This window comes from Citrobacter sp. Cpo069 (genome assembly GCF_030332785.1).
GTDB classification, from domain to species: domain Bacteria; phylum Pseudomonadota; class Gammaproteobacteria; order Enterobacterales; family Enterobacteriaceae; genus Citrobacter; species Citrobacter portucalensis.
The window spans coordinates 273,337-291,826 of sequence record NZ_JAOWHD010000045.1; the positions used below are offsets into that span (position 1 = coordinate 273,337).

An 18,490-nucleotide genomic window follows, 5' to 3' on the forward strand; every position below is an offset into this window, starting at 1 on the left:
GAATTCGCCCCCGTGGTAACGATACTTTTTGAGTGTCGATGGTATGCGAAGGTGGCGGAATTGGTAGACGCGCTAGCTTCAGGTGTTAGTGTCCTTTCGGACGTGGGGGTTCAAGTCCCCCCCCTCGCACCATAATCCACGTTGATATTGCTCGCACTGGGCGAAGGTGGCGGAATTGGTAGACGCGCTAGCTTCAGGTGTTAGTGTCCTTAGGATGTGGGGGTTCGAGTCCCCCCCCTCGCACCAACGAGGCGATATCAAAAAAATAAGATGACTGTGCGAAGGTGGCGGAATTGGTAGACGCGCTAGCTTCAGGTGTTAGTGTCCTTAGGATGTGGGGGTTCGAGTCCCCCCCCTCGCACCAATTATCTTATTTCCCTCTCGATTTCCTTCTCTGTTTTGTTCATCCCTGATTCCAGTTCATCATTACCAAAACAATGCCACCAATCAGTGCCGCGCATGAAGGTAACAAAACAAAGTGCCGTAAACGTTTGTGGTACAGCATGAGCGAAGTCAGCAGTAATCCTAATACAATCATCACCTTCCATACGTAGACCGACAGGTCGCTATATGCCATCCCGGCAATCAGCATTCCCGGCAGCAGAACACCCCATCCACTGCCCAGCGTACGTTGCAACATGATTTCACCTATGACATTGATAATGATAACCAATATCATATGATAAAATTTCTCATTTGTCAGCCGTGAAGCACTATCAATTATATGAGTTTTACTTAACGATTGATGACATGAATAATCCAAGGTGATAAATTGCTCAGCGGTTAGCTCTTCAACTAAAAACAATAAAAACCTCTGCGAATGATACCCCGTTCGTTATTTGTTTTATTTACCAACACACCTTCGTACATTGCAGATAACTAACAATATTTACCTATGACAGTACAATCCTGGCGAACTCTGCGCACAAAAAAATACCAACTCTCTTTACGACTGTTTCTACTGCTCAACGCAGTCTCCGCGCTGTTTACGCTTTTTTTCCCACTGTTTGCGGTCAAAGCCTTATCAGTACCGGCGTTGCTGATGCTGGTGATGAGTACACTGCTGCTGGTATGGCATGGGAAATACGCGGATAAAAGAATTAATCTCCCTTTTATTTCAATCGTTTTTGGCTTGTTATGGGCGTTACATATATTCTTGAAATATAATGCTCTAGGTCAGAATGATTATTATTTCCTGTTAATAGCGCTGCTCAGCGTACTGTTTATTGGCTCTATCGCTTTTGCCAATAATATCATCGCGTTTACGCTCCACTCACTCCCCTCCGTCGCCGTTTGTTTATGGCTTAACGGCAGCGAACATGGTTTGCGGATTTTCTATTTTATGGCGCTGCCTATGGCCGGTATCGCCATCCAGCATGTGATACAAAAGCGCTACGATGGATTCGCTCAGCAACTGATGTACAAACTACTGGAGGAAAGGGAAACCCTAAACGGGCTCAGCATGCTCGACCCGCTAACCGGTTTGTATAATCGCCGGGGGCTGCAACACCGGCTCGATACGCTGTTGGCTCTGAGTAATTCGAGGCACTTCGTTCTGCTGCTGGATATCGACCATTTCAAATCCTATAACGATCATTACGGACATATGATGGGCGATCAGGCGTTGATCCGTGTTTCTGCCGCCATCCGAGACTCCGTACGCTCCCGGGATGTGGTGGCGCGTTTTGGCGGTGAAGAGTTTATGATTTTGCTGACCGCGGTCGATCCACAGCAGGCCCAGGCTGCCGCCGAACGTATCCGCCAGAAAGTGTACGACCTTAAAATCCCTCACATGTTTAATGAGAGCGTGGCAACCAACGTAACCGTCAGTATCGGCATTGCACCTCTGGTAGAACAGGATATTGATGCTGCTATCGCCAAAGCGGATAAAGCCCTTTACGAGGCCAAGAATCTTGGGCGTAACAATACCCTGGTCAGCGATGAGCTGCGGGTAAACTGCCCCTCTACCTGAGCTTTCTGTGCGCTGCCGCTCGGGATGGCGACAAAGATCTTGCCATCGCTCAATGTCAATTATAGGATTAGCAATCATTATCATTAAGATTAACATCCTTATATCGACATGGCTTATCGTTCCGCACCGATCGTTGAAGATGTCATCTGGCGTAGCCATCTCCCCTCAGAGATGCCCTCGCTGGCTGCTGCCGTACGCGCAACGATAGCCAAAACTCGCGAGCACCTGCTGGACTTCATTCGTCTTGACGAAACACCTGTGCCAGGTGCAATGACGCTGCATGAATGGACGCAACCGGCGACGCTTAGCTCGCTGCTGGCCGTTTATTCAGACCATATCTATCGCAACCAACCCACGCTACCCCGCGAAAATAAGCCCCTGATTTCTCTTTGGGCGCAATGGTATATCGGCCTGATGATGCCTCCGTTAATGGTGGCCCTACTGACGCAAAAAGAGGCTATCGACGTCTCTCCTGAACATATGCGCGTAGAGTTTCACGAAACGGGCCGAGCGGCCTGCTTCTGGATCGACGTCCATCAGGATCACCAGGCTACAGCCCTGTCTCCTCAACAACGCATGGAAACGCTGATTCTCTCAGCGCTGACGCCGGTTGTGCAGGCGCTGGAAGCGACGGGCGAGATCAACGCGAAGCTTATCTGGAGCAACACCGGATATTTAATTCACTGGTATTTAACGGAAATGAAGCCGTTGCTAGGTGAGGAACTGCTGACCACGCTGCGCCAGACCTGCTTTTTTGAGAAACAACTCTCCTGCGGTCAGGATAACCCTCTGTGGCGAACCGTTGTTCCGCGCGAGGGGCTGTTAGTACGCAGAACCTGCTGCCAACGCTATCGCCTGCCTGACGTTCAGCAATGCGGAGACTGCACGCTGAAGTAAGCGAGGAGCCGTAGCCCCTCGCCAGATATTTATGCAACCTGCTGGTTTTCCTCTTCCATACGCTGCGCTTCTTCTTTTTCCTGCGCCAATAGCTGCTTTTCGTAGACCTTAAAGAATGGGAAGTAGATAACGGCCGACACCAGCGCCAACAGCACCACCAGAATAGCCGCACGATAATCCCAGCCTAATGCCCATGCCGCGCCAACCGGTGCCGGTGCTGTCCAGGGAACCACTGAAATGACCCGCCCAATTAAATCCAGTTTCATCGCCGCCCAGGCCAGTACCGCATTCACCATTGGGGCCAGCAGGAAGGGGATAAAAAACACCGGGTTCATGACAATCGGCGTACCAAAAATCACCGGTTCGTTAATATTAAAAATGCTGGGGACTACGCTCAGACGCCCAATCGAGCGTAGATGAGCCGAACGACTACGCAGATAGCAAATCACCAACCCCATCGTTGCACCTGACCCTCCGACCACAATAAAGAACGTCCAGAACGCTTCCATAAAGATATGCGGTAACGGCGCGCCCTGCGCCAGCGCCGACTGGTTCATCCCAAGATTAGTTAGCCAGAACATTTGCAGCATTCCCGACACAATTGCCGCGCCGTGAATACCCGCAAACCACAATAGATGTCCAATCAATACCGCCAGAAGTATCGCCGGGAGAGAATCTGCAGCCGACACCAGTGGTTTAAAGATGGCCATAATGGCCTGCGGGATCAGCATGTCAAACTGCGACTGTATCACCAGACTCAGCGGGTACAGCGCCAGTACTACCACCAGCACCGGGATCAGCAGATCGAAAGAGTTTTTGATCATCGGCGGCACCTGATCGGGTAAACGGATGCCGATGTTGTGCGCCTTCAGGAAGCGCATCATTTCAACACAGTAAATGGCCACCAGGATGGCGGTGAAAATCCCCGTTCCTCCCAGGCTTTCAACCGGCATTGTGCCTTTGGTTTTTGGCGCGGCAATCAGCAAAAAAGCCATGATTGATAGCATCGCACACATAAACGGATCTAACTGATGGGACTTCACATAGTGCTTGCCCAGGTTATAAGCAATAGCCGCACATATGTAGACCGACATAATCCCCATCGTCATATCAAACGGTGTGAGGATTTGGCCTTCAAACTGTTTTGCCAGATCCAGCCACGCGCGAGCAAATCCCCAGGTGGTATCCGGAGAAAAAGGCGGGTAGGCAAAAACCAGCAGAAAAGAGCCTACAATCATAAAAGGCATCGCCGAAATAAAACCGTCGCGAATGGCCATTACATGTCGTTGCGAAGAGATGCGCCCGGCAATAGGGCTGACGTAATTTTCAACAAAGCGGAAAATCACGTTAAACACAGCATGGTTAGTAGACATAGCCGTTCTCCCGTTGTGCAAAACCCTGCAACCGTGCTGGCATCAACACCGCCACCACGTAAAGCCCATTACCACTTTTCGCAACCGTGCCGGGAGGAACACCAGCGCTACCGCTTTTCGAGTTAAGTTTCATAGATGGCTCTTATTATGTGATACAGAGGAAGTGACAACTTCAGTATTAATCGTCATTTCAGCATTCTGCAACCGGTTACTGTAACCGGTTTCTTTGATTGTGAAGACGATCGAAAAACTGCTAATGTTGCTATGTTGTTACAATAAAATATTTACAGTGTGGTTGCCCCTATGACAAATTACATCCTGCAGTTTTCTGCTGTGCAGGGCTATCTGTAAGCGATAGGGAGAGAAGAATGAGTTTGCAATCAGTACGCCAATTCCTGGCGCAACATGCACCAGATATCGAGATAATCGAATTAAACCAGAGCACAGCAACCGTTGATCTGGCAGCAAAAGCCCATAACGTTGAACCTGGCCAAATAGCGAAAACACTTTCGCTAAAGGTGAAGAACGATATCATCCTGGTCGTGGCAAAAGGCGATGCCCGACTGGATAATAAAAAGCTTAAGAGTACGTTCGGTGCCAAAGCCCGAATGTTAAGTAGTGATGAGGTCGTGAACGCGACGGGGCACCCCGTTGGCGGCGTTTGCCCCTTCGGATTAGAAACACCGATATCAGTGTACTGTGATGTTTCTCTGAAACACTACGCTGAAGTGCTGCCTGCCGCTGGTGCCATCCACAGCGCGGTTCGCATCACGCCTGAAAGGATGGCTGAACTGACTTCTGCCACCTGGGTTGACGTGTGTCAGTAATGTTCCACGCGCTAAACCGGCTGCCAAGCCCGGCAAGAAACACGTCAACGTTGCCCGTCACGAAACCGCCTGCATAAAAGGCGCTGGCTCGCCGGCACGCAGATACAACAGGATGTCGGCGGCATCCAATAACCCGGCATCCGAGCTGACCCCCAGTTTGGACATCACATTAAATTTGTGTGCCCGAATGGTTTTGATGTTCCGTTCAAGCTGAACAGCAATCTGTGGCATCGAATAACCATTCGACATAAAGCGCAGTATTTCTCGTTCTGTCGGGCTGAGCATACGGCTTTGATTAATATACCAATGGTTTTTCGTACCTTCGGTTCCCCGGCCAGGGCTGCTTAACGCCGTAAATAACGCGTCCTGCAACACCGTTAACGAAGAAGCTTTACTCACAACGCCATCTAACGGCAAGGGGGATAGGGAACCAATTAAACGCGCTTCAGCGTCATCATCGGCAATCACCACACGGCGAATCCGCGGATAATTTATCGCCAGCTCCGTTAAATAGGTCAACCCTGCTCTTCGATCGGTTCTGATTGCAGAGAGGGAAAAAATAACTGCCGAAAACGACATCTTTAACATTGCCTGGCTAAAAGCGGGCTGGTTTGAAAAGAGATGAAGTTTATATTGGTCATCCGGCATGGTATTAAATAAACTCTTAATACCCACGCTGCTCATCGTGCACTTTTCTACCAGTGCAACGTTTCTTTTGATGATTCTGCTTTCCATTCCGTGGTTTCTCCATAAACTGAAGGTAAATTAAGTTCTCGCGATCCTTGAGAACTATTTATCCAGGCATACATTTCTGCATTGCTATTTATCGACAAGCGACGCATAGCGCTATTCTTTTGGGCACTGATTGTTTTATTGCTTTTTTTCAGCAACGCCGCAATCTGGTTAATCCCCCATCCTTTCCCAAGGAGGCGCAATACTTTTCTTTCAGAGAGAGTGAGAATGATAGATCGTGCGCTATGGTCTAACAATTGCGGCATAGCAGGCGGAGAGAGCAGCGCCTTGCTTATTCTCTCTGCTCGTGTATTTCCCGCGTGAATGACATTCACTAAACTTTCAATCGGCTCGGCGTCAGAGAGCAGCGAGCTGACAGGACACATCAGTAGTTCAACCGCCAGAGGATAAAAGATACGAGATACGAGAAATACCCAGTGAATATCACGGTATTGAGATAATAAAGAATAATATTGTTCGCAAACTGCACGTGGATGATTGCAGTCTCCGGTTAAATCAGCAATTACCAAATCAGCACACCGTAGCTGTAATAACGTCAGTTCTTCAACAGAACGACAGTAGGTAAGTTCGTAATCGGAGAACTTTCCCTGCATTATACCTTTAAGCCCAGTTTGTATAATCGGTGATTTACTAATAATAATTGCGTTTTTGCAGCGTCCTGGCAACATATCCCCTCCACACTCACCAGTCCGCAATCGTACTTAATTAAATTCTCCCGGGTGGATTAATAATCTTAACTCACAGGAAAATACTCCGAACAATAAGCGGGGTGAATTGTTATCCTTGGTATTTATTTCAAAAAGTATTGACGGCACCATCCAAATAGCGCCAAATTCTAAGCTATTATTGCACAATTACGTATAAATACATTATCTGTACAATTATAATAACTACAATAGATCGTTAGCATGGCTTACGTATTTGCCATCCGGGAAAATAGCGCTACATTTCAATCATGTCTCCCTCTCGTACCTTAGCGAACGGGGGCGTTAAGATGCCACAACCGTATCACCTGTGTCTTTTTTCGACACAAAGATTGATCTTAGCCAGAGCCAGCGGGCTCATGCTTCATGATAAAAAGAAGACATTCGTCACTCAAAGAGATCCTTTTCAGTCAGAGCGAGCCATGCAAACAGAGCAGTCGTCACAGCGAACGGTTACACGGTTATGTATTCAATGCGGACTTTTTTTACTTCAGCATGGGGCAGAAAGCGCTCTGGTTGACGAGTTATCCACCCGACTCGGGCTGGCACTTGGCATGGATAGCGTAGAAAGCGCCATCTCCTCTAACGCTATCGTCCTGACCACCATTAAAGACGGGCAATGCCTGACATCAACGCGAAAAAATCAGGATCGCGGCATTAATATGCACGTCGTGACGGAAGTGCAGCACATTGTCATTTTGGCGGAACATAAACTGCTGGATATTAAAGGGGTAGAGAAACGCTTTAGCCAGATTAAGCCGCTACGCTATCCAAGATGGCTGGTCGCCTTCATGGTCGGCTTGTCCTGCGCCTGCTTTTGTAAGCTCAATAACGGCGGATGGGATGGTGCGGTGATCACCTTTTTCGCCAGCATGGTGGCAATGTATATCCGCCAGATTCTGGCGTCCCGGCATTTGCACCCGCAAATTAACTTTTGCATCACCGCGTTTGTGGCGACAACGATTTCTGGTCTGCTGCTGACGCTACCGACGTTTAACCACACCCCGACCATCGCCATGGCCGCCAGCGTGCTGCTGCTGGTTCCGGGCTTTCCGCTGATCAACTCCGTCGCGGATATGTTTAAGGGACACATTAATACCGGGCTCGCCCGCTGGGCGATTGCCAGTTTGCTGACATTGGCAACCTGCATTGGCGTGGTCATGTCGATGACCTTATGGGGGCTGCGCGGATGGGCGTGATCGATTTCATATTGGCATTAATGCAGGACATGATCCTGTCGGCGATCCCGGCGGTAGGCTTTGCCATGGTATTTAATGTCCCTCATCGGGCGCTCCCCTGGTGTGCGTTACTCGGCGCGCTCGGCCACGGTTCGCGAATGGTAATGATGAGCGCAGGGTTTAATATCGAATGGTCGACCTTTATGGCATCGTTGCTGGTCGGCTGCATTGGGATCCAGTGGTCGCGTTGGTATCTGGCACATCCGAAAGTCTTTACCGTTGCGGCAGTGATCCCGATGTTCCCTGGGATCTCCGCCTACACCGCCATGATCTCGGCGGTAAAAATCGGTCATTTTGGCTACAGCGAAGCGCTGATGATCACCCTGCTGACCAATTTCCTGAAAGCCTCATCGATTGTCGGCGCGCTCTCCATCGGGCTATCCGTGCCAGGATTATGGCTGTATCGCAAACGCCCACGCGTTTGACGGTGCACTTTCTTTAATACCCTGCAGAGAGGGGAATCTCCCCCTCATCTGCTGCTCTCCTTCTTCTCTGTGTTACTATAAAAGCAGTCCCCTTCTCGGTTGTTGTTCAGTATTGAGAAACATTATGCCCTGCAAAATTTTGACGCCAGACGTCACTAGCATTGACGCCTTACTACACGATCACCACGCCGTGCTGGCCAAGTCTGCGGGTGGCGCCGTAGCCGTATTCGCTAACAATGCGCCAGCGTTTTACGCGGTGACGCCTGCGAGACTGGCTGAGCTGTTGGCGCTTGAGGAGAAACTGTCACGCCCGGGAAGCGATGTGACTTTGGATGATCAATTTTATGAAGAGCCGCAAGCCGCTCCCGTTGCCGTACCAATGGGGAAATTTGCGATGTACGCTGCCTGGCAGCCTGATGCCGACTTTCAGCGTCAGGCTGCTTTATGGGGCGTAGCGTTGAGAGAGCCGGTTACTGCTGAAGAGCTGGCCTCTTTTGTTGCCTACTGGCAGGCTGAAGGCAAAGTCTTTCACCATATTCAGTGGCAGCAAAAACTGGCGCGCAGCATTCAGATTGGACGGGCCAGCAATGGCGGAATGCCAAAGCGCGATGTGAACAGCGTCAGTGAACCTGACAGCCACATTCCACCGGGTTTTAGAGGATAACGATGAAAAACGTTGGCGACCTGATGAAACGTCTGCAAAAAATGATGCCACCTAATGTCGAGCCCGCCTTTAAAACGGGCGAAGAGCTGCTGGCATGGCAAAAAGAGCAAGGTGAAATTCGTGCCGCAGCGCTGGCCCGCGAAAACCGGGCTATGAAAATGCAGCGCACATTCAACCGTTCCGGTATCCGTCCGCTGCATCAGAACTGTTCGTTCGAAAACTATCGGGTAGAGTGCGAAGGTCAGATGAACGCCCTGAGCAAAGCCCGCCAGTATGTTGAAGAGTTTGACGGCAACATCGCCAGCTTTATCTTCTCCGGCAAACCCGGCACCGGCAAAAACCATTTAGCCGCCGCCATCTGCAACGAACTGCTGCTGCGCGGCAAGTCGGTACTGATTATTACCGTGGCCGATATCATGTCGGCGATGAAAGAAACGTTCAGTAATCGTGAAACCAGCGAAGAACAGCTGCTCAACGATCTGAGCAATGTGGATCTGCTGGTGATCGACGAGATCGGCATGCAGACCGAATCCCGCTATGAAAAAGTGATCATTAATCAGATTGTCGATCGCCGTTCGTCCTCAAAACGTCCGACCGGTATGTTAACTAACAGCAATATGGATGAAATGAACAAGCTGCTGGGTGAGCGCGTGATGGATCGTATGCGCCTTGGCAACAGTCTGTGGGTCATTTTTAACTGGGAAAGCTACCGTAGTCGGGTAACCGGTAAAGAGTATTAACGTATTAGGACCACTCCTAAGACTGCCAGCGCTATACTGCGCTGAAAAGGCATAACACGAGTTGCATATAATGATGAAAACTACCAAACGTCTGCTGTGCTGTGCGCTTGCCGCCAGCACGCTCATATCTACCAGCGTTTTCGCCGCCTCCTGGCAGGATTCGCTCTCCAGCGCGGCCAGTGAGCTGAGCAAACAAAGCTCCGGCTCGCAAAGCAGCTCGTCGCTCTCTTCCCTGACCAGCCTGCTGAACGGCAGCAATCAGTCTTTGACCTCCAGCAGCATGAATAACGCCGCCGGGATCCTGGAATACTGCGCTAAACAGAAACTGGCCTCGGTCACCGACGCGCAAAACGTCAAAAACCAGGTGCTGGATAAACTGGGACTCAGCGCGCCAGAGCAGAAACAAGATACCAACTATATGGACGGGATTCAGGGGCTGCTCAACGCCAAAGATGGTCAACAGCTGAACCTGAGCACGATCGGTAACAGCTCGCTGGCGAAGCAGGTAAAAACCAAGGCCTGCGATCTGGTGTTAAAACAGGGCATGAACTTCATTTCCTGACGCACGACATGCCGCGTATAACCTGCGCGGCATCTATTTATTTTCGACAATACATTCACATTCCAAATAAACAGTATTTCCCCACAAAAACGCGCATATCTAAACCAATTCTGAATAACAACGTAATTTAATGTCACTACAATTGCAGCAATGTAACAACGCTATTACATTGTTCTCTCACCAAATGATTAGCCTGCCAGGCAATTGCCCGGTTTACTGAGGATCGACCGTTGTCAGAATTAATCTCCATCACTCTGTTTCTCGCTTCAGTGCTGATTTATGCCTGGAAAGCGGGTCGCAACACCTGGTGGTTTGCCGCCACGTTAACGGTGCTGGGGATTTTTATTGTCTTGAATATCACGCTGTACGCCAGTGATTATTTCACCGGCGACGGGATCAATGACGCGGTTCTCTATACGCTGACCAACAGCCTGACCGGCGCAGGCATCGGCAAATATATCCTGCCGGGCGTTGGGATCGCGCTGGCGCTGACGACCGTTTTTGTCGCTCTCGGCTGGATCCTACGCCGCCGTCGCCATCATCCACATCATGTGGGTTACAGTCTGCTGGCCCTGCTGCTGGCGCTGGCCTCCGTTGACGCTAGCCCGGCATTTCACCAGATAACCGAACTGGTGAAGTCGCAGTCACGCGATGGCGACCCGGATTTCCCGACGTATTATAAAGAGCCATCGAAAACCATTCCCAATCCGAAGCTGAACCTGGTGTATATCTACGGTGAAAGCCTCGAACGTACCTATTTTAATAACGACGCATTCCCGGATCTGACCCCGGAACTCGGCGCCTTGAAAAACGAAGGTCTGGATTTCAGCAACACCATGCAGCTGCCGGGTACGGATTACACCATCGCGGGCATGGTCGCCTCCCAGTGCGGTATTCCGCTGTTTGCGCCGTTTGAAGGCAACGCCTCTGCGTCGGTTTCAAGTTTCTTCCCTAACAATATTTGTCTGGGCGATATCCTGAAAAACTCCGGCTATCAGAACTACTTTGTGCAGGGTGCCAACCTGCGCTTTGCTGGCAAAGACGTGTTCCTGAAATCTCACGGCTTTGACCATCTGTATGGTGCGGAAGAGTTAAAAAGCGTGGTGGCGGACCCGACCTATCGTAACGACTGGGGCTTCTACGACGATACCGTGCTGGACGAAGCGTGGAAAAAATTCGAAGAGCTTTCGCGCTCGGGCCAGCGTTTTTCACTGTTTACCCTGACCGTGGATACCCATCATCCGGATGGATTTATCTCCCGTAGCTGCAACCGTAAACGTTATGACATCGACGGGAAGGCCAACCAATCGTTCAGCGCGGTCAGCTGCAGCCAGGAAAATATTGCCGAATTTATCAATAAAATCAAAGCATCGCCGTGGTTTAAAGATACCGTTATCGTGGTGTCTTCCGATCATCTGGCGATGAACAACACCGCATGGAAGTATCTGAACAAGCAGGACCGCAACAACCTGTTCTTCGTACTGCGCGGCGATCAACCGCAACAGGACACGCTGGCGGTAAAGCGTAACACAATGGATAACGGCGCAACGGTACTGGATATTCTCGGCGGCGATAACTTTATCGGCCTTGGCCGCAGCAGCTTGTCGAGCGAATCCGTCTCGGAAGTGTTCCTGAACATCAAAGAAAAAATGCTGGCGTGGAAGCCCGATATCATTCGCCTGTGGAATTTCCCGAAAGAGATGAAAGAGTTCACCGTCGACCAGGAAAAAAATATGATCTCTTTCTCCGGCAGTCATTTCCGCCTGCCGCTGCTGCTGCGCGTATCGGACAAACGCGTCGAGCCGCTGCCGGAAAGCGAATACTCGGCCCCGCTGCGCTTCCAACTAGCAGATTTCGCCCCACGCGATAACTTCGTCTGGGTCGATCGCTGCTACAAAATGGCGCAACTGTGGGCGCCGGAGCTGGCACTCTCTACCGATTGGTGCGTATCACAGGGGCAGCTGGGCGGACAGCAAATCGTACAGCACGTAGATAAAGCCAAGTGGAAAAGTAAAACCGTATTTAAAGACACGGTGATCGACATGGAGCGCTATAAAGGTAACGTCGATACGCTGAAAATTGTCGATAACGACATTCGCTACAAAGCAGATAGCTTCGTTTTCAACGTGGCGGGCGCGCCGGAAGAAGTCAAACAGTTTAGCGGCATTTCACGCCCCGAATCCTGGGGACGCTGGTCCAATGCGCAGCTCAGCGAAGAAGTAACGATTGAGTACAAAGCCCCGCTACCGAAGAAATTCGATCTGGTCATTACCGCGAAAGCCTTCGGTGACAATGCCAATCGTCCGATCCCCGTGCGCGTTGGCAACGAGGAGCAGACGCTGGTGTTAGGCCATGATGTCAGCACCACCACCTTACATTTTGATAACCCGGCGGATGCCGATACGCTGGTAATTGTTCCACCCGATCCGGTCGCCACCAACGAAGGCAATATTCTCGGTCACTCACCGCGTAAGCTGGGGATCGGGATGGTTGAAATCAAAGTAGTGGCTCAGGGTTCGTAACATGAAAGGCCTGATAGCGCTTTGCTTATCAGGCCTATCGTGAACCGAATGTATTGTCTGAAAAAAAACAGCGCCCAACACCACACCGGGCGCTGCATGGCAACCTTATTCCAGACCGTTCACCGCCTGGCGCATACCCTGCACCAGAATCATCTCCAGATTGGCCGTCACCTGCCCGGCGAGCCCAGGTAACAACGTCAAATCCTCTCCCCAGTGCGCCGCATCGCCGAGCACGGCATCCACCAGTTCACGCAGCGTTAAATCATTGCCAACTCGCGGCCACAGGCTGGCATACAGGCTTACCCACTGCTCATCATCCTGTATCGGATAGCGTTCCCCGTCGCGCTCTGCACGATAAAACGCCAGCAGCGCAGCGAGGGCAAACGTTAACCGCACGGGCCAGCGCCCATTGTGCTGACCCGCCAGCAGCTGCGGCAAAATTCGGGTGCGGAATTTGGTCATCCCGTTAAGCGCAATGGAAAGCAACTGGTGGCGAATGTAGGGGTTCTGAAAACGCCCGCTCACCGCATCGGCAAATTCACGCAATTCGTCCGCTGGGAGATCCAACACCGGAATAATCTCCTCACTAATCGCCCGCTCGACAAAGCGGCGGACATCAGCATCCTGCATCGCCTCGCCAACGGTCTCCAGCCCGCACAGCCACGCGACCGGCACCAGAGCCGTATGCGCACCATTGAGGATAGCGACCTTGCGCTCTTTGTACGGTTTGATATCGCTCACCACACGGATATTCAGCGGACACTGCGCCAGCTTCAGCTCCTCTGCCAGCCACTGCGGCCCCTGGATCACAAACAGGTAAAAATGCTCCGCGGTATCGAGAAACGCATCGTGATAGCCAAGCGTAGCCTCCAGCGTAGCGGCTTCTTCGCGCGGGTAGCCGGTGACAATACGGTCGACCAGCGTGGAACAGAACGTGTTTGCCGTCTCCACCCAGTCGGCAAATGCCGGAGGAAGCTGCCACTCCTGCGCATAGCGCAGCACCAGGGTTTTGAGCGCCTCACCGTTATAGTCGATAAGCTCGCACGGGATAATTACCCAGCCCTTATCCACCGCGCCCGCAAAGTGGTTAAAACGCTCCAGCAGCAGGCGTGTCAGCTTGGCCGGAAAACTCACCGGCGGCGCATCATCCACACGGTCAGCTGCGTGATAGCTAATTCCGGCTTCGGTGGTATTCGAAAACACAAAACGGATGTCCGCATTGTGCGCCAGCGCCAGATACGCCGCGAAATCCTGATACGGGTTGATTTCGTTATTCACCGAACGGATAAGCCGTGCCTCACTCACTGCCTCACCCTGCTCGTTTAGCCCGCGAATAAGCGTGGTATACAGCCCGTCCTGGGTATTCAGCGACGGCGGAAAATCGGTATTGATCGGGCGAACGATGGTCACACCAGCGTTCAGATCGGTTTGCTCGTTGAGGATATCCAGTTGCCAGTCAACAAACGCCCGCAGGAAGTTACCTTCACCAAACTGGATCACGCGCGTTGGGTAGCAGGCCCCCGGAAAATCACGTCGATTCAATGTCTTCATCACATTTCCCCTCTCAGAACGTGATCACGCCTTTAATCAGTTCACGGTTGTTAATCACATCCCGTTCGTAGATTTCTGCCAGTGTGGCAAACGCGTAACGGTGCGTGAGCATCATGTCGGCGGTAAGTTTGCCTTCCGACATCAGACGGCCCACTTTGGCGAAATCTTCCGGCGTGGCGTTGCGACTGCCCATCATGGTGGTCTCTTTCTTGTGGAACTCAGGGTCAGAGAACTGCAAATCGCCTTTGAACAGCCCAACGAAAACGATGCTGCCGCCATGACGAATCAAATTCACCGTGTTATTCATCGCATGCTGATTCCCCGTGGCATCAATAACCTTTTGCGCCAACGAACCGCCAAACTGAGCGCGCAGCTGCGCATCAAAATCTTCAGCGGATGGGTCGATAACCGGGAGTCCCAACCGGGAAGACACGTGCTCCCGGCGTGCTGGACTGGTATCGGCGACCACCACCTGTGCGCCATCGGCTTTGGCAATCGCTGCCGCCCCCAGACCAATCGGACCCGCGCCGACCACCAGCACCTGCTCACTCGGAGCCACCGCCGCCCGGCGTACCGCATGAGCGCTGATAGCGTAAGGCTCAATCAGCGCCGCCGCCTGCGGGTCAATCCCCTGCGCATCCAGCAGGTTGGTCACCGGAACGGACAGATATTCACTGAAACCGCCATCCTGGTGCACGCCAATCACTGAAATCTTCTCGCAGCAGTTGGTGCGCCCGCTCAGGCATGCCGGACACTGCTGGCAGGCCACGTAAGGAATAACCGCCACCTGCTGACCATTTTTCAGATTCTGTATATTCTTACCCAGACCGACAATTTCCCCACATATTTCATGCCCTAATACACGCGGGTAGCTGAAAAAAGGTTGATTGCCACCCCAGGCATGAATATCGGTACCACAAATTCCTACCGACTTAATTTTAATTAATGCTTCACCCTCACCCGGAATAGGTATTTCGCGCTCTTTCCAGACTAATTTTTTAGGTTCCTGGCAAATCAACGTATTCATCGTAGACATGATTCTGCTCTCCTGTTTTTTTGTTGCCTCAGATATCAACGAAAATAAAAAAGACGGAGAAAGCAGAAACACAATCTGTGAATTCCAGCGCATAAAAATGTTTTAAATCGGGTTTTAATAGATAAAAAGGAGAAGCCATGAGCCGTTCGCAGAACTTACGCCACAATGTGATTAACCAGATAATCGATGATATGGCGCGTGGTCATATCCCTTCCCCACTCCCCTCACAAAGCGCACTGGCGGAGATGTACAACATCAGCCGCACCACCGTGCGCCATATGCTGAGCCACTTAGGCGAGTGCGGCGTGCTGACCCAGGTCGGCAGCCACTATGTCATCGTGCGAAAACCCGACCATGACGACGGTTTTGCCTGCACCACCGCCTCCATGACCGAGCAAAACCGGATTTTTGAGCAGGCGTTTTTCACCATGATCAACCAGCGACAGCTGCGCGCAGGCGAGAGCTTCTCCGAACTACAGCTTGCCAGAGCCGCAGGCGTCAGCCCGGTGGTAGTGCGGGAATATCTTTTAAAATTCGAACGTTACAACCTGATTAAAAACGAAAAACGTGGTCAGTGGAGCATGAAGCAGTTCGATCAGGCCTATGCGGAACAGCTGTTTGAACTCAGAGAGATGCTGGAAACGCATTCTCTGCAGCATTTCCTCAATCTGCCGGACGATGACCCGCGTTGGTTGCAGGCTAAAACGCTACTGGAGCGCCATCGGATCCTGCGCGACAGCATTGGCAGCAGCTTTCGCATGTTCTCGCAGTTAGATCGTGAGTTCCATGCTTTGCTACTCTCTGCTGCCGATAATGTATTTTTTAATCAATCACTTGAAATCATCTCCGTGATTTTCCACTTCCACTATCAGTGGGATGAGAGCGATCTCAAGCAGCGTAACATCATTGCCATTGATGAGCATATGACCATCCTCAGCGCGCTGATATGCCGCAGCGACCTGGATGCCACCCTCGCGCTCTGTAACCATTTGAATTCAGCCAAACAATCGATGATTCGCTCCATCAACCAGGGTTGTAATGTCGCTCATTAAGTACCGATAAAAAACAGCAAATCATTACCGGGAGCACGATTTTATAAAAATAAAAACGCCTGAAAAATACCTCTTGCCTATGCTCACGCTAAGTCGACTGCATTAAAAACTTTTGTGAGCGGTGATGAGCAAATTGATTCATCACTGGTATTTTTTCAATACTGCACAGTCCTGCTGTGTGAAAAATAAATTATTGAGGTTCAGGAGTCCGGCGTGGAAAAAAATAATATTACCCTCGACCCAAGTTCTTCGTTTGGCACGTCGTCATCTGCGGATATTAATGTTCCGCCTGAGGGCATGGTGCAACGCAGTAGCCGAATTAAACGTATCCAGACCACAGCAATGATTTTATTATTTTTTGCTGCGGTGATTAATTACCTCGACCGCAGCTCACTGTCGGTCGCCAACTTAACGATTCGTGAAGAACTGGGGCTGAGCGCCACGCAAATCGGCGTGCTGCTGTCGGTATTCTCTCTCGCTTACGGTATTGCGCAACTGCCCTGTGGTCCGCTGCTGGACCGCAAAGGTCCGCGCATTATGCTGGGACTGGGGATGTTCTTCTGGTCGCTGTTTCAGGCGATGTCCGGCATGGTGCACAGCTTCACCCAGTTTGTGTTGGTGCGTATCGGGATGGGGATCGGCGAAGCGCCAATGAACCCGTGCGGCGTAAAGGTCATCAACGACTGGTTTAACATCAAAGAGCGCGGCCGCCCGATGGGATTATTCAACGCCGCCTCCACCATCGGGGTTGCCATTAGCCCGCCGATTCTGGCTGCCATGATGCTGGTAATGGGCTGGCGCTGGATGTTCATCACCATTGGCGTGCTGGGTATTTTCCTCGCCATCGGCTGGTACATGCTGTATCGCAACCGCGAGCAAATTGAACTGAGCGCCACGGAACAAGCGTACCTGAACGCCGGTAGCGTCAATGCCCGCCGCGATCCGCTGAGCTTTGCCGAATGGCGCAGCCTGTTCCGCAACCGTACCATGTGGGGCATGATGCTGGGCTTTAGCGGCATCAACTACACTGCATGGTTATACCTGGCCTGGCTGCCGGGCTACCTGCAAACCTCCTACAACCTGGATTTAAAAAGCACCGGATTAATGGCGGCGATCCCGTTCCTGTTTGGCGCAGCCGGCATGCTGATTAACGGTTTTGTCACCGACTGGCTGGTGAAAGGCGGTATGGCACCGATTAAGAGCCGTAAGATTTGTATTATCGCCGGGATGTTCTGCTCCGCAGCCTTCACCTTCGTCGTGCCACAGGCCACAACGTCAATGGCCGCCGTGTTACTGATCGGTATGGCGCTGTTCTGTATCCACTTCGCAGGTACCTCGTGCTGGGGTCTGATCCACGTCGCCGTCGCCTCACGTATGACCGCTTCCGTGGGCAGTATCCAGAACTTTGCCAGCTTTATCTGCGCATCGTTCGCACCGATCGTCACCGGTTTTATTGTTGATACCACCAACTCTTTCCGCCTGGCGCTGATCATCTGCGGCTGCGTCACCATGGTGGGTGCCCTCGCCTACATCTTCCTGGTTCGCCAACCCATCAGCGATCCGCGTAAAGATTAATCCTCCAGATGCCCGATAACACCGCGTTTATCGGGCATGTTATGCTCCTCGTATGAACATCACCTTGCGCGCTACTACTCTGGCAGACACTGCCGCTCTTCCCGCCATCGAACGATCTGCGGGGCAACGTTTTTTACGCATCCCCGAACTGGCGTGGATTGCTGAAGACCAGATGTTATCCGCTGCTCAGCATCAGGCTTTTGCCGCCGCTGGCATGAGCTGGCTGGCGCAGGTCGATGCGCTTCCGGTCGGTTTTTTGGTTGCCGAAACGCTGGGGCCATCGCTGTTTATTGCTGAACTGTCGCTGCATCTGGAGTGGCAGGGAAAAGGAATTGGCCGCAGATTGATTGAGTATGTTGCCGAACACGCGCGCAAGAAAGGTTACACGTCGCTCACGCTGACCACCTTCCGCGATGTGCCGTGGAATGCGCCATGGTACGCGCGACTGGGATTTGAAATGCTGGCTGACGAGACGCTGCCTGCAAAGTTGCGCCAGAAAAGAGAAGAGGAAGCGGCGCATGGACTGGCATTTGAATCGCGCTGCGCCATGCACCTGATGTTGCGCTAATTGCCCGATGGCGGCTACGCCTTATCGGGCC

General features: G+C 51.6%; 19 protein-coding genes and 3 tRNA genes. 15 read left to right on the forward strand and 7 right to left on the reverse strand.

Features of this window, described 5'->3' with window-relative positions:
* The first annotated feature begins 45 nt into the window (after positions 1-45).
* The 3 genes from OGY08_RS09300 (at position 46) to OGY08_RS09310 (ending at position 364) form a co-directional block, all read left to right on the forward strand.
* Positions 46-132, forward strand: a tRNA-Leu gene (locus OGY08_RS09300).
* Positions 133-160: 28 nt separating this feature from the next.
* Positions 161-246 (forward strand) — tRNA-Leu (locus OGY08_RS09305).
* Between the two features lie 32 nt (positions 247-278).
* Positions 279-364: transfer RNA gene (locus tag OGY08_RS09310), tRNA-Leu, on the forward strand.
* Positions 365-403: 39 nt separating this feature from the next.
* On the opposite strand, the gene OGY08_RS09315 is transcribed toward OGY08_RS09310, so the two are convergent.
* Entirely contained in the window at positions 404-640 is a 237-nt protein-coding gene (locus OGY08_RS09315; RefSeq protein ID WP_003019100.1) for a DUF1435 domain-containing protein, read from the reverse strand.
* A 255-nt stretch (positions 641-895) separates the two neighbouring features.
* On the opposite strand from OGY08_RS09315, the gene OGY08_RS09320 reads away from it, so the two are divergent.
* Entirely contained in the window at positions 896-1,972 is a 1,077-nt protein-coding gene (locus OGY08_RS09320) for a GGDEF domain-containing protein (RefSeq protein WP_003829994.1), read from the forward strand.
* A 108-nt stretch (positions 1,973-2,080) separates the two neighbouring features.
* Positions 2,081-2,869 carry a siderophore-iron reductase FhuF gene (gene fhuF, locus OGY08_RS09325; RefSeq protein WP_032942310.1) on the forward strand — a complete coding sequence of 263 codons (789 nt, stop codon included), beginning with the start codon at positions 2,081-2,083 and terminating at the stop codon, positions 2,867-2,869.
* Between the two features lie 29 nt (positions 2,870-2,898).
* Here fhuF and OGY08_RS09330 read toward each other — a convergent pair whose 3' ends face one another.
* Positions 2,899-4,242: a PTS sugar transporter subunit IIC gene (locus OGY08_RS09330; RefSeq protein ID WP_125363495.1), complete on the reverse strand. Its 1,344-nt coding sequence runs from the start codon at positions 4,240-4,242 to the stop codon at positions 2,899-2,901.
* Positions 4,232-4,375: a hypothetical protein gene (locus tag OGY08_RS09335; protein WP_020996240.1), complete on the reverse strand. Its 144-nt coding sequence runs from the start codon at positions 4,373-4,375 to the stop codon at positions 4,232-4,234. Before OGY08_RS09335 ends, OGY08_RS09330 begins: the two co-directional genes overlap by 11 nt.
* Positions 4,376-4,610: 235 nt before the next feature.
* Here OGY08_RS09335 and OGY08_RS09340 point away from each other — a divergent pair, with 235 nt between their 5' ends.
* Complete coding sequence (locus OGY08_RS09340) at positions 4,611-5,069, forward strand: YbaK/EbsC family protein (RefSeq protein WP_003830001.1); 459 nt, start codon at positions 4,611-4,613, stop codon at positions 5,067-5,069.
* 57 nt (positions 5,070-5,126) lie between these two features.
* On the opposite strand, the gene bglJ is transcribed toward OGY08_RS09340, so the two are convergent.
* Together bglJ and OGY08_RS09350 are read right to left on the reverse strand one after the other, a co-directional pair.
* Entirely contained in the window at positions 5,127-5,804 is a 678-nt protein-coding gene (gene bglJ / locus OGY08_RS09345) for a DNA-binding transcriptional activator BglJ (RefSeq protein WP_008786120.1), read from the reverse strand.
* A complete protein-coding gene (locus OGY08_RS09350; protein WP_125363496.1) occupies positions 5,765-6,490 on the reverse strand; it encodes a helix-turn-helix transcriptional regulator in 726 nt (241 codons plus the stop codon). The genes bglJ and OGY08_RS09350 overlap by 40 nt, the downstream gene beginning before the upstream one ends.
* Positions 6,491-6,948: 458 nt before the next feature.
* Here OGY08_RS09350 and OGY08_RS09355 point away from each other — a divergent pair, with 458 nt between their 5' ends.
* The 6 genes from OGY08_RS09355 (at position 6,949) to opgB (ending at position 12,677) form a co-directional block, all read left to right on the forward strand.
* Entirely contained in the window at positions 6,949-7,725 is a 777-nt protein-coding gene (locus OGY08_RS09355; protein WP_003830006.1) for a threonine/serine exporter family protein, read from the forward strand.
* Positions 7,716-8,189, forward strand: coding sequence for a threonine/serine exporter (locus OGY08_RS09360; RefSeq protein ID WP_020996241.1), 474 nt, complete (start codon positions 7,716-7,718; stop codon positions 8,187-8,189). Before OGY08_RS09355 ends, OGY08_RS09360 begins: the two co-directional genes overlap by 10 nt.
* A gap of 124 nt (positions 8,190-8,313) precedes the next feature.
* Positions 8,314-8,853, forward strand: coding sequence for a primosomal protein DnaT (gene dnaT, locus OGY08_RS09365; RefSeq protein WP_008786116.1), 540 nt, complete (start codon positions 8,314-8,316; stop codon positions 8,851-8,853).
* Between the two features lie 2 nt (positions 8,854-8,855).
* On the forward strand, positions 8,856-9,593 hold the full coding sequence (dnaC, locus tag OGY08_RS09370) for a replicative helicase loader DnaC (RefSeq protein WP_003019133.1): 738 nt from the start codon (positions 8,856-8,858) through the stop codon (positions 9,591-9,593).
* A gap of 70 nt (positions 9,594-9,663) precedes the next feature.
* A complete protein-coding gene (locus tag OGY08_RS09375; RefSeq protein WP_111466152.1) occupies positions 9,664-10,155 on the forward strand; it encodes a YjjA family protein in 492 nt (163 codons plus the stop codon).
* A 230-nt stretch (positions 10,156-10,385) separates the two neighbouring features.
* Entirely contained in the window at positions 10,386-12,677 is a 2,292-nt protein-coding gene (gene opgB, locus OGY08_RS09380) for a phosphatidylglycerol--membrane-oligosaccharide glycerophosphotransferase (RefSeq protein ID WP_103285800.1), read from the forward strand.
* A 105-nt stretch (positions 12,678-12,782) separates the two neighbouring features.
* On the opposite strand, the gene OGY08_RS09385 is transcribed toward opgB, so the two are convergent.
* Positions 12,783-14,228: a tagaturonate reductase gene (locus OGY08_RS09385; RefSeq protein WP_032942307.1), complete on the reverse strand. Its 1,446-nt coding sequence runs from the start codon at positions 14,226-14,228 to the stop codon at positions 12,783-12,785.
* A gap of 13 nt (positions 14,229-14,241) precedes the next feature.
* Positions 14,242-15,264, reverse strand: coding sequence for a zinc-binding alcohol dehydrogenase family protein (locus OGY08_RS09390; RefSeq protein WP_008786112.1), 1,023 nt, complete (start codon positions 15,262-15,264; stop codon positions 14,242-14,244).
* A 137-nt stretch (positions 15,265-15,401) separates the two neighbouring features.
* Between OGY08_RS09390 and OGY08_RS09395 the strand changes: the two genes are divergently transcribed.
* The 3 genes from OGY08_RS09395 to OGY08_RS09405 all read left to right on the forward strand — a co-directional run bounded on the left by OGY08_RS09395 (position 15,402) and on the right by OGY08_RS09405 (position 18,459).
* Positions 15,402-16,316 carry a GntR family transcriptional regulator gene (locus OGY08_RS09395; protein WP_003830023.1) on the forward strand — a complete coding sequence of 305 codons (915 nt, stop codon included), beginning with the start codon at positions 15,402-15,404 and terminating at the stop codon, positions 16,314-16,316.
* Between the two features lie 213 nt (positions 16,317-16,529).
* Positions 16,530-17,891: an MFS transporter gene (locus OGY08_RS09400; protein ID WP_003845612.1), complete on the forward strand. Its 1,362-nt coding sequence runs from the start codon at positions 16,530-16,532 to the stop codon at positions 17,889-17,891.
* 52 nt (positions 17,892-17,943) lie between these two features.
* Positions 17,944-18,459, forward strand: a complete 516-nt coding sequence (locus OGY08_RS09405; protein ID WP_125363498.1) for a GNAT family N-acetyltransferase — start codon at positions 17,944-17,946, stop codon at positions 18,457-18,459.
* The last annotated feature ends 31 nt before the right edge of the window (positions 18,460-18,490 follow it).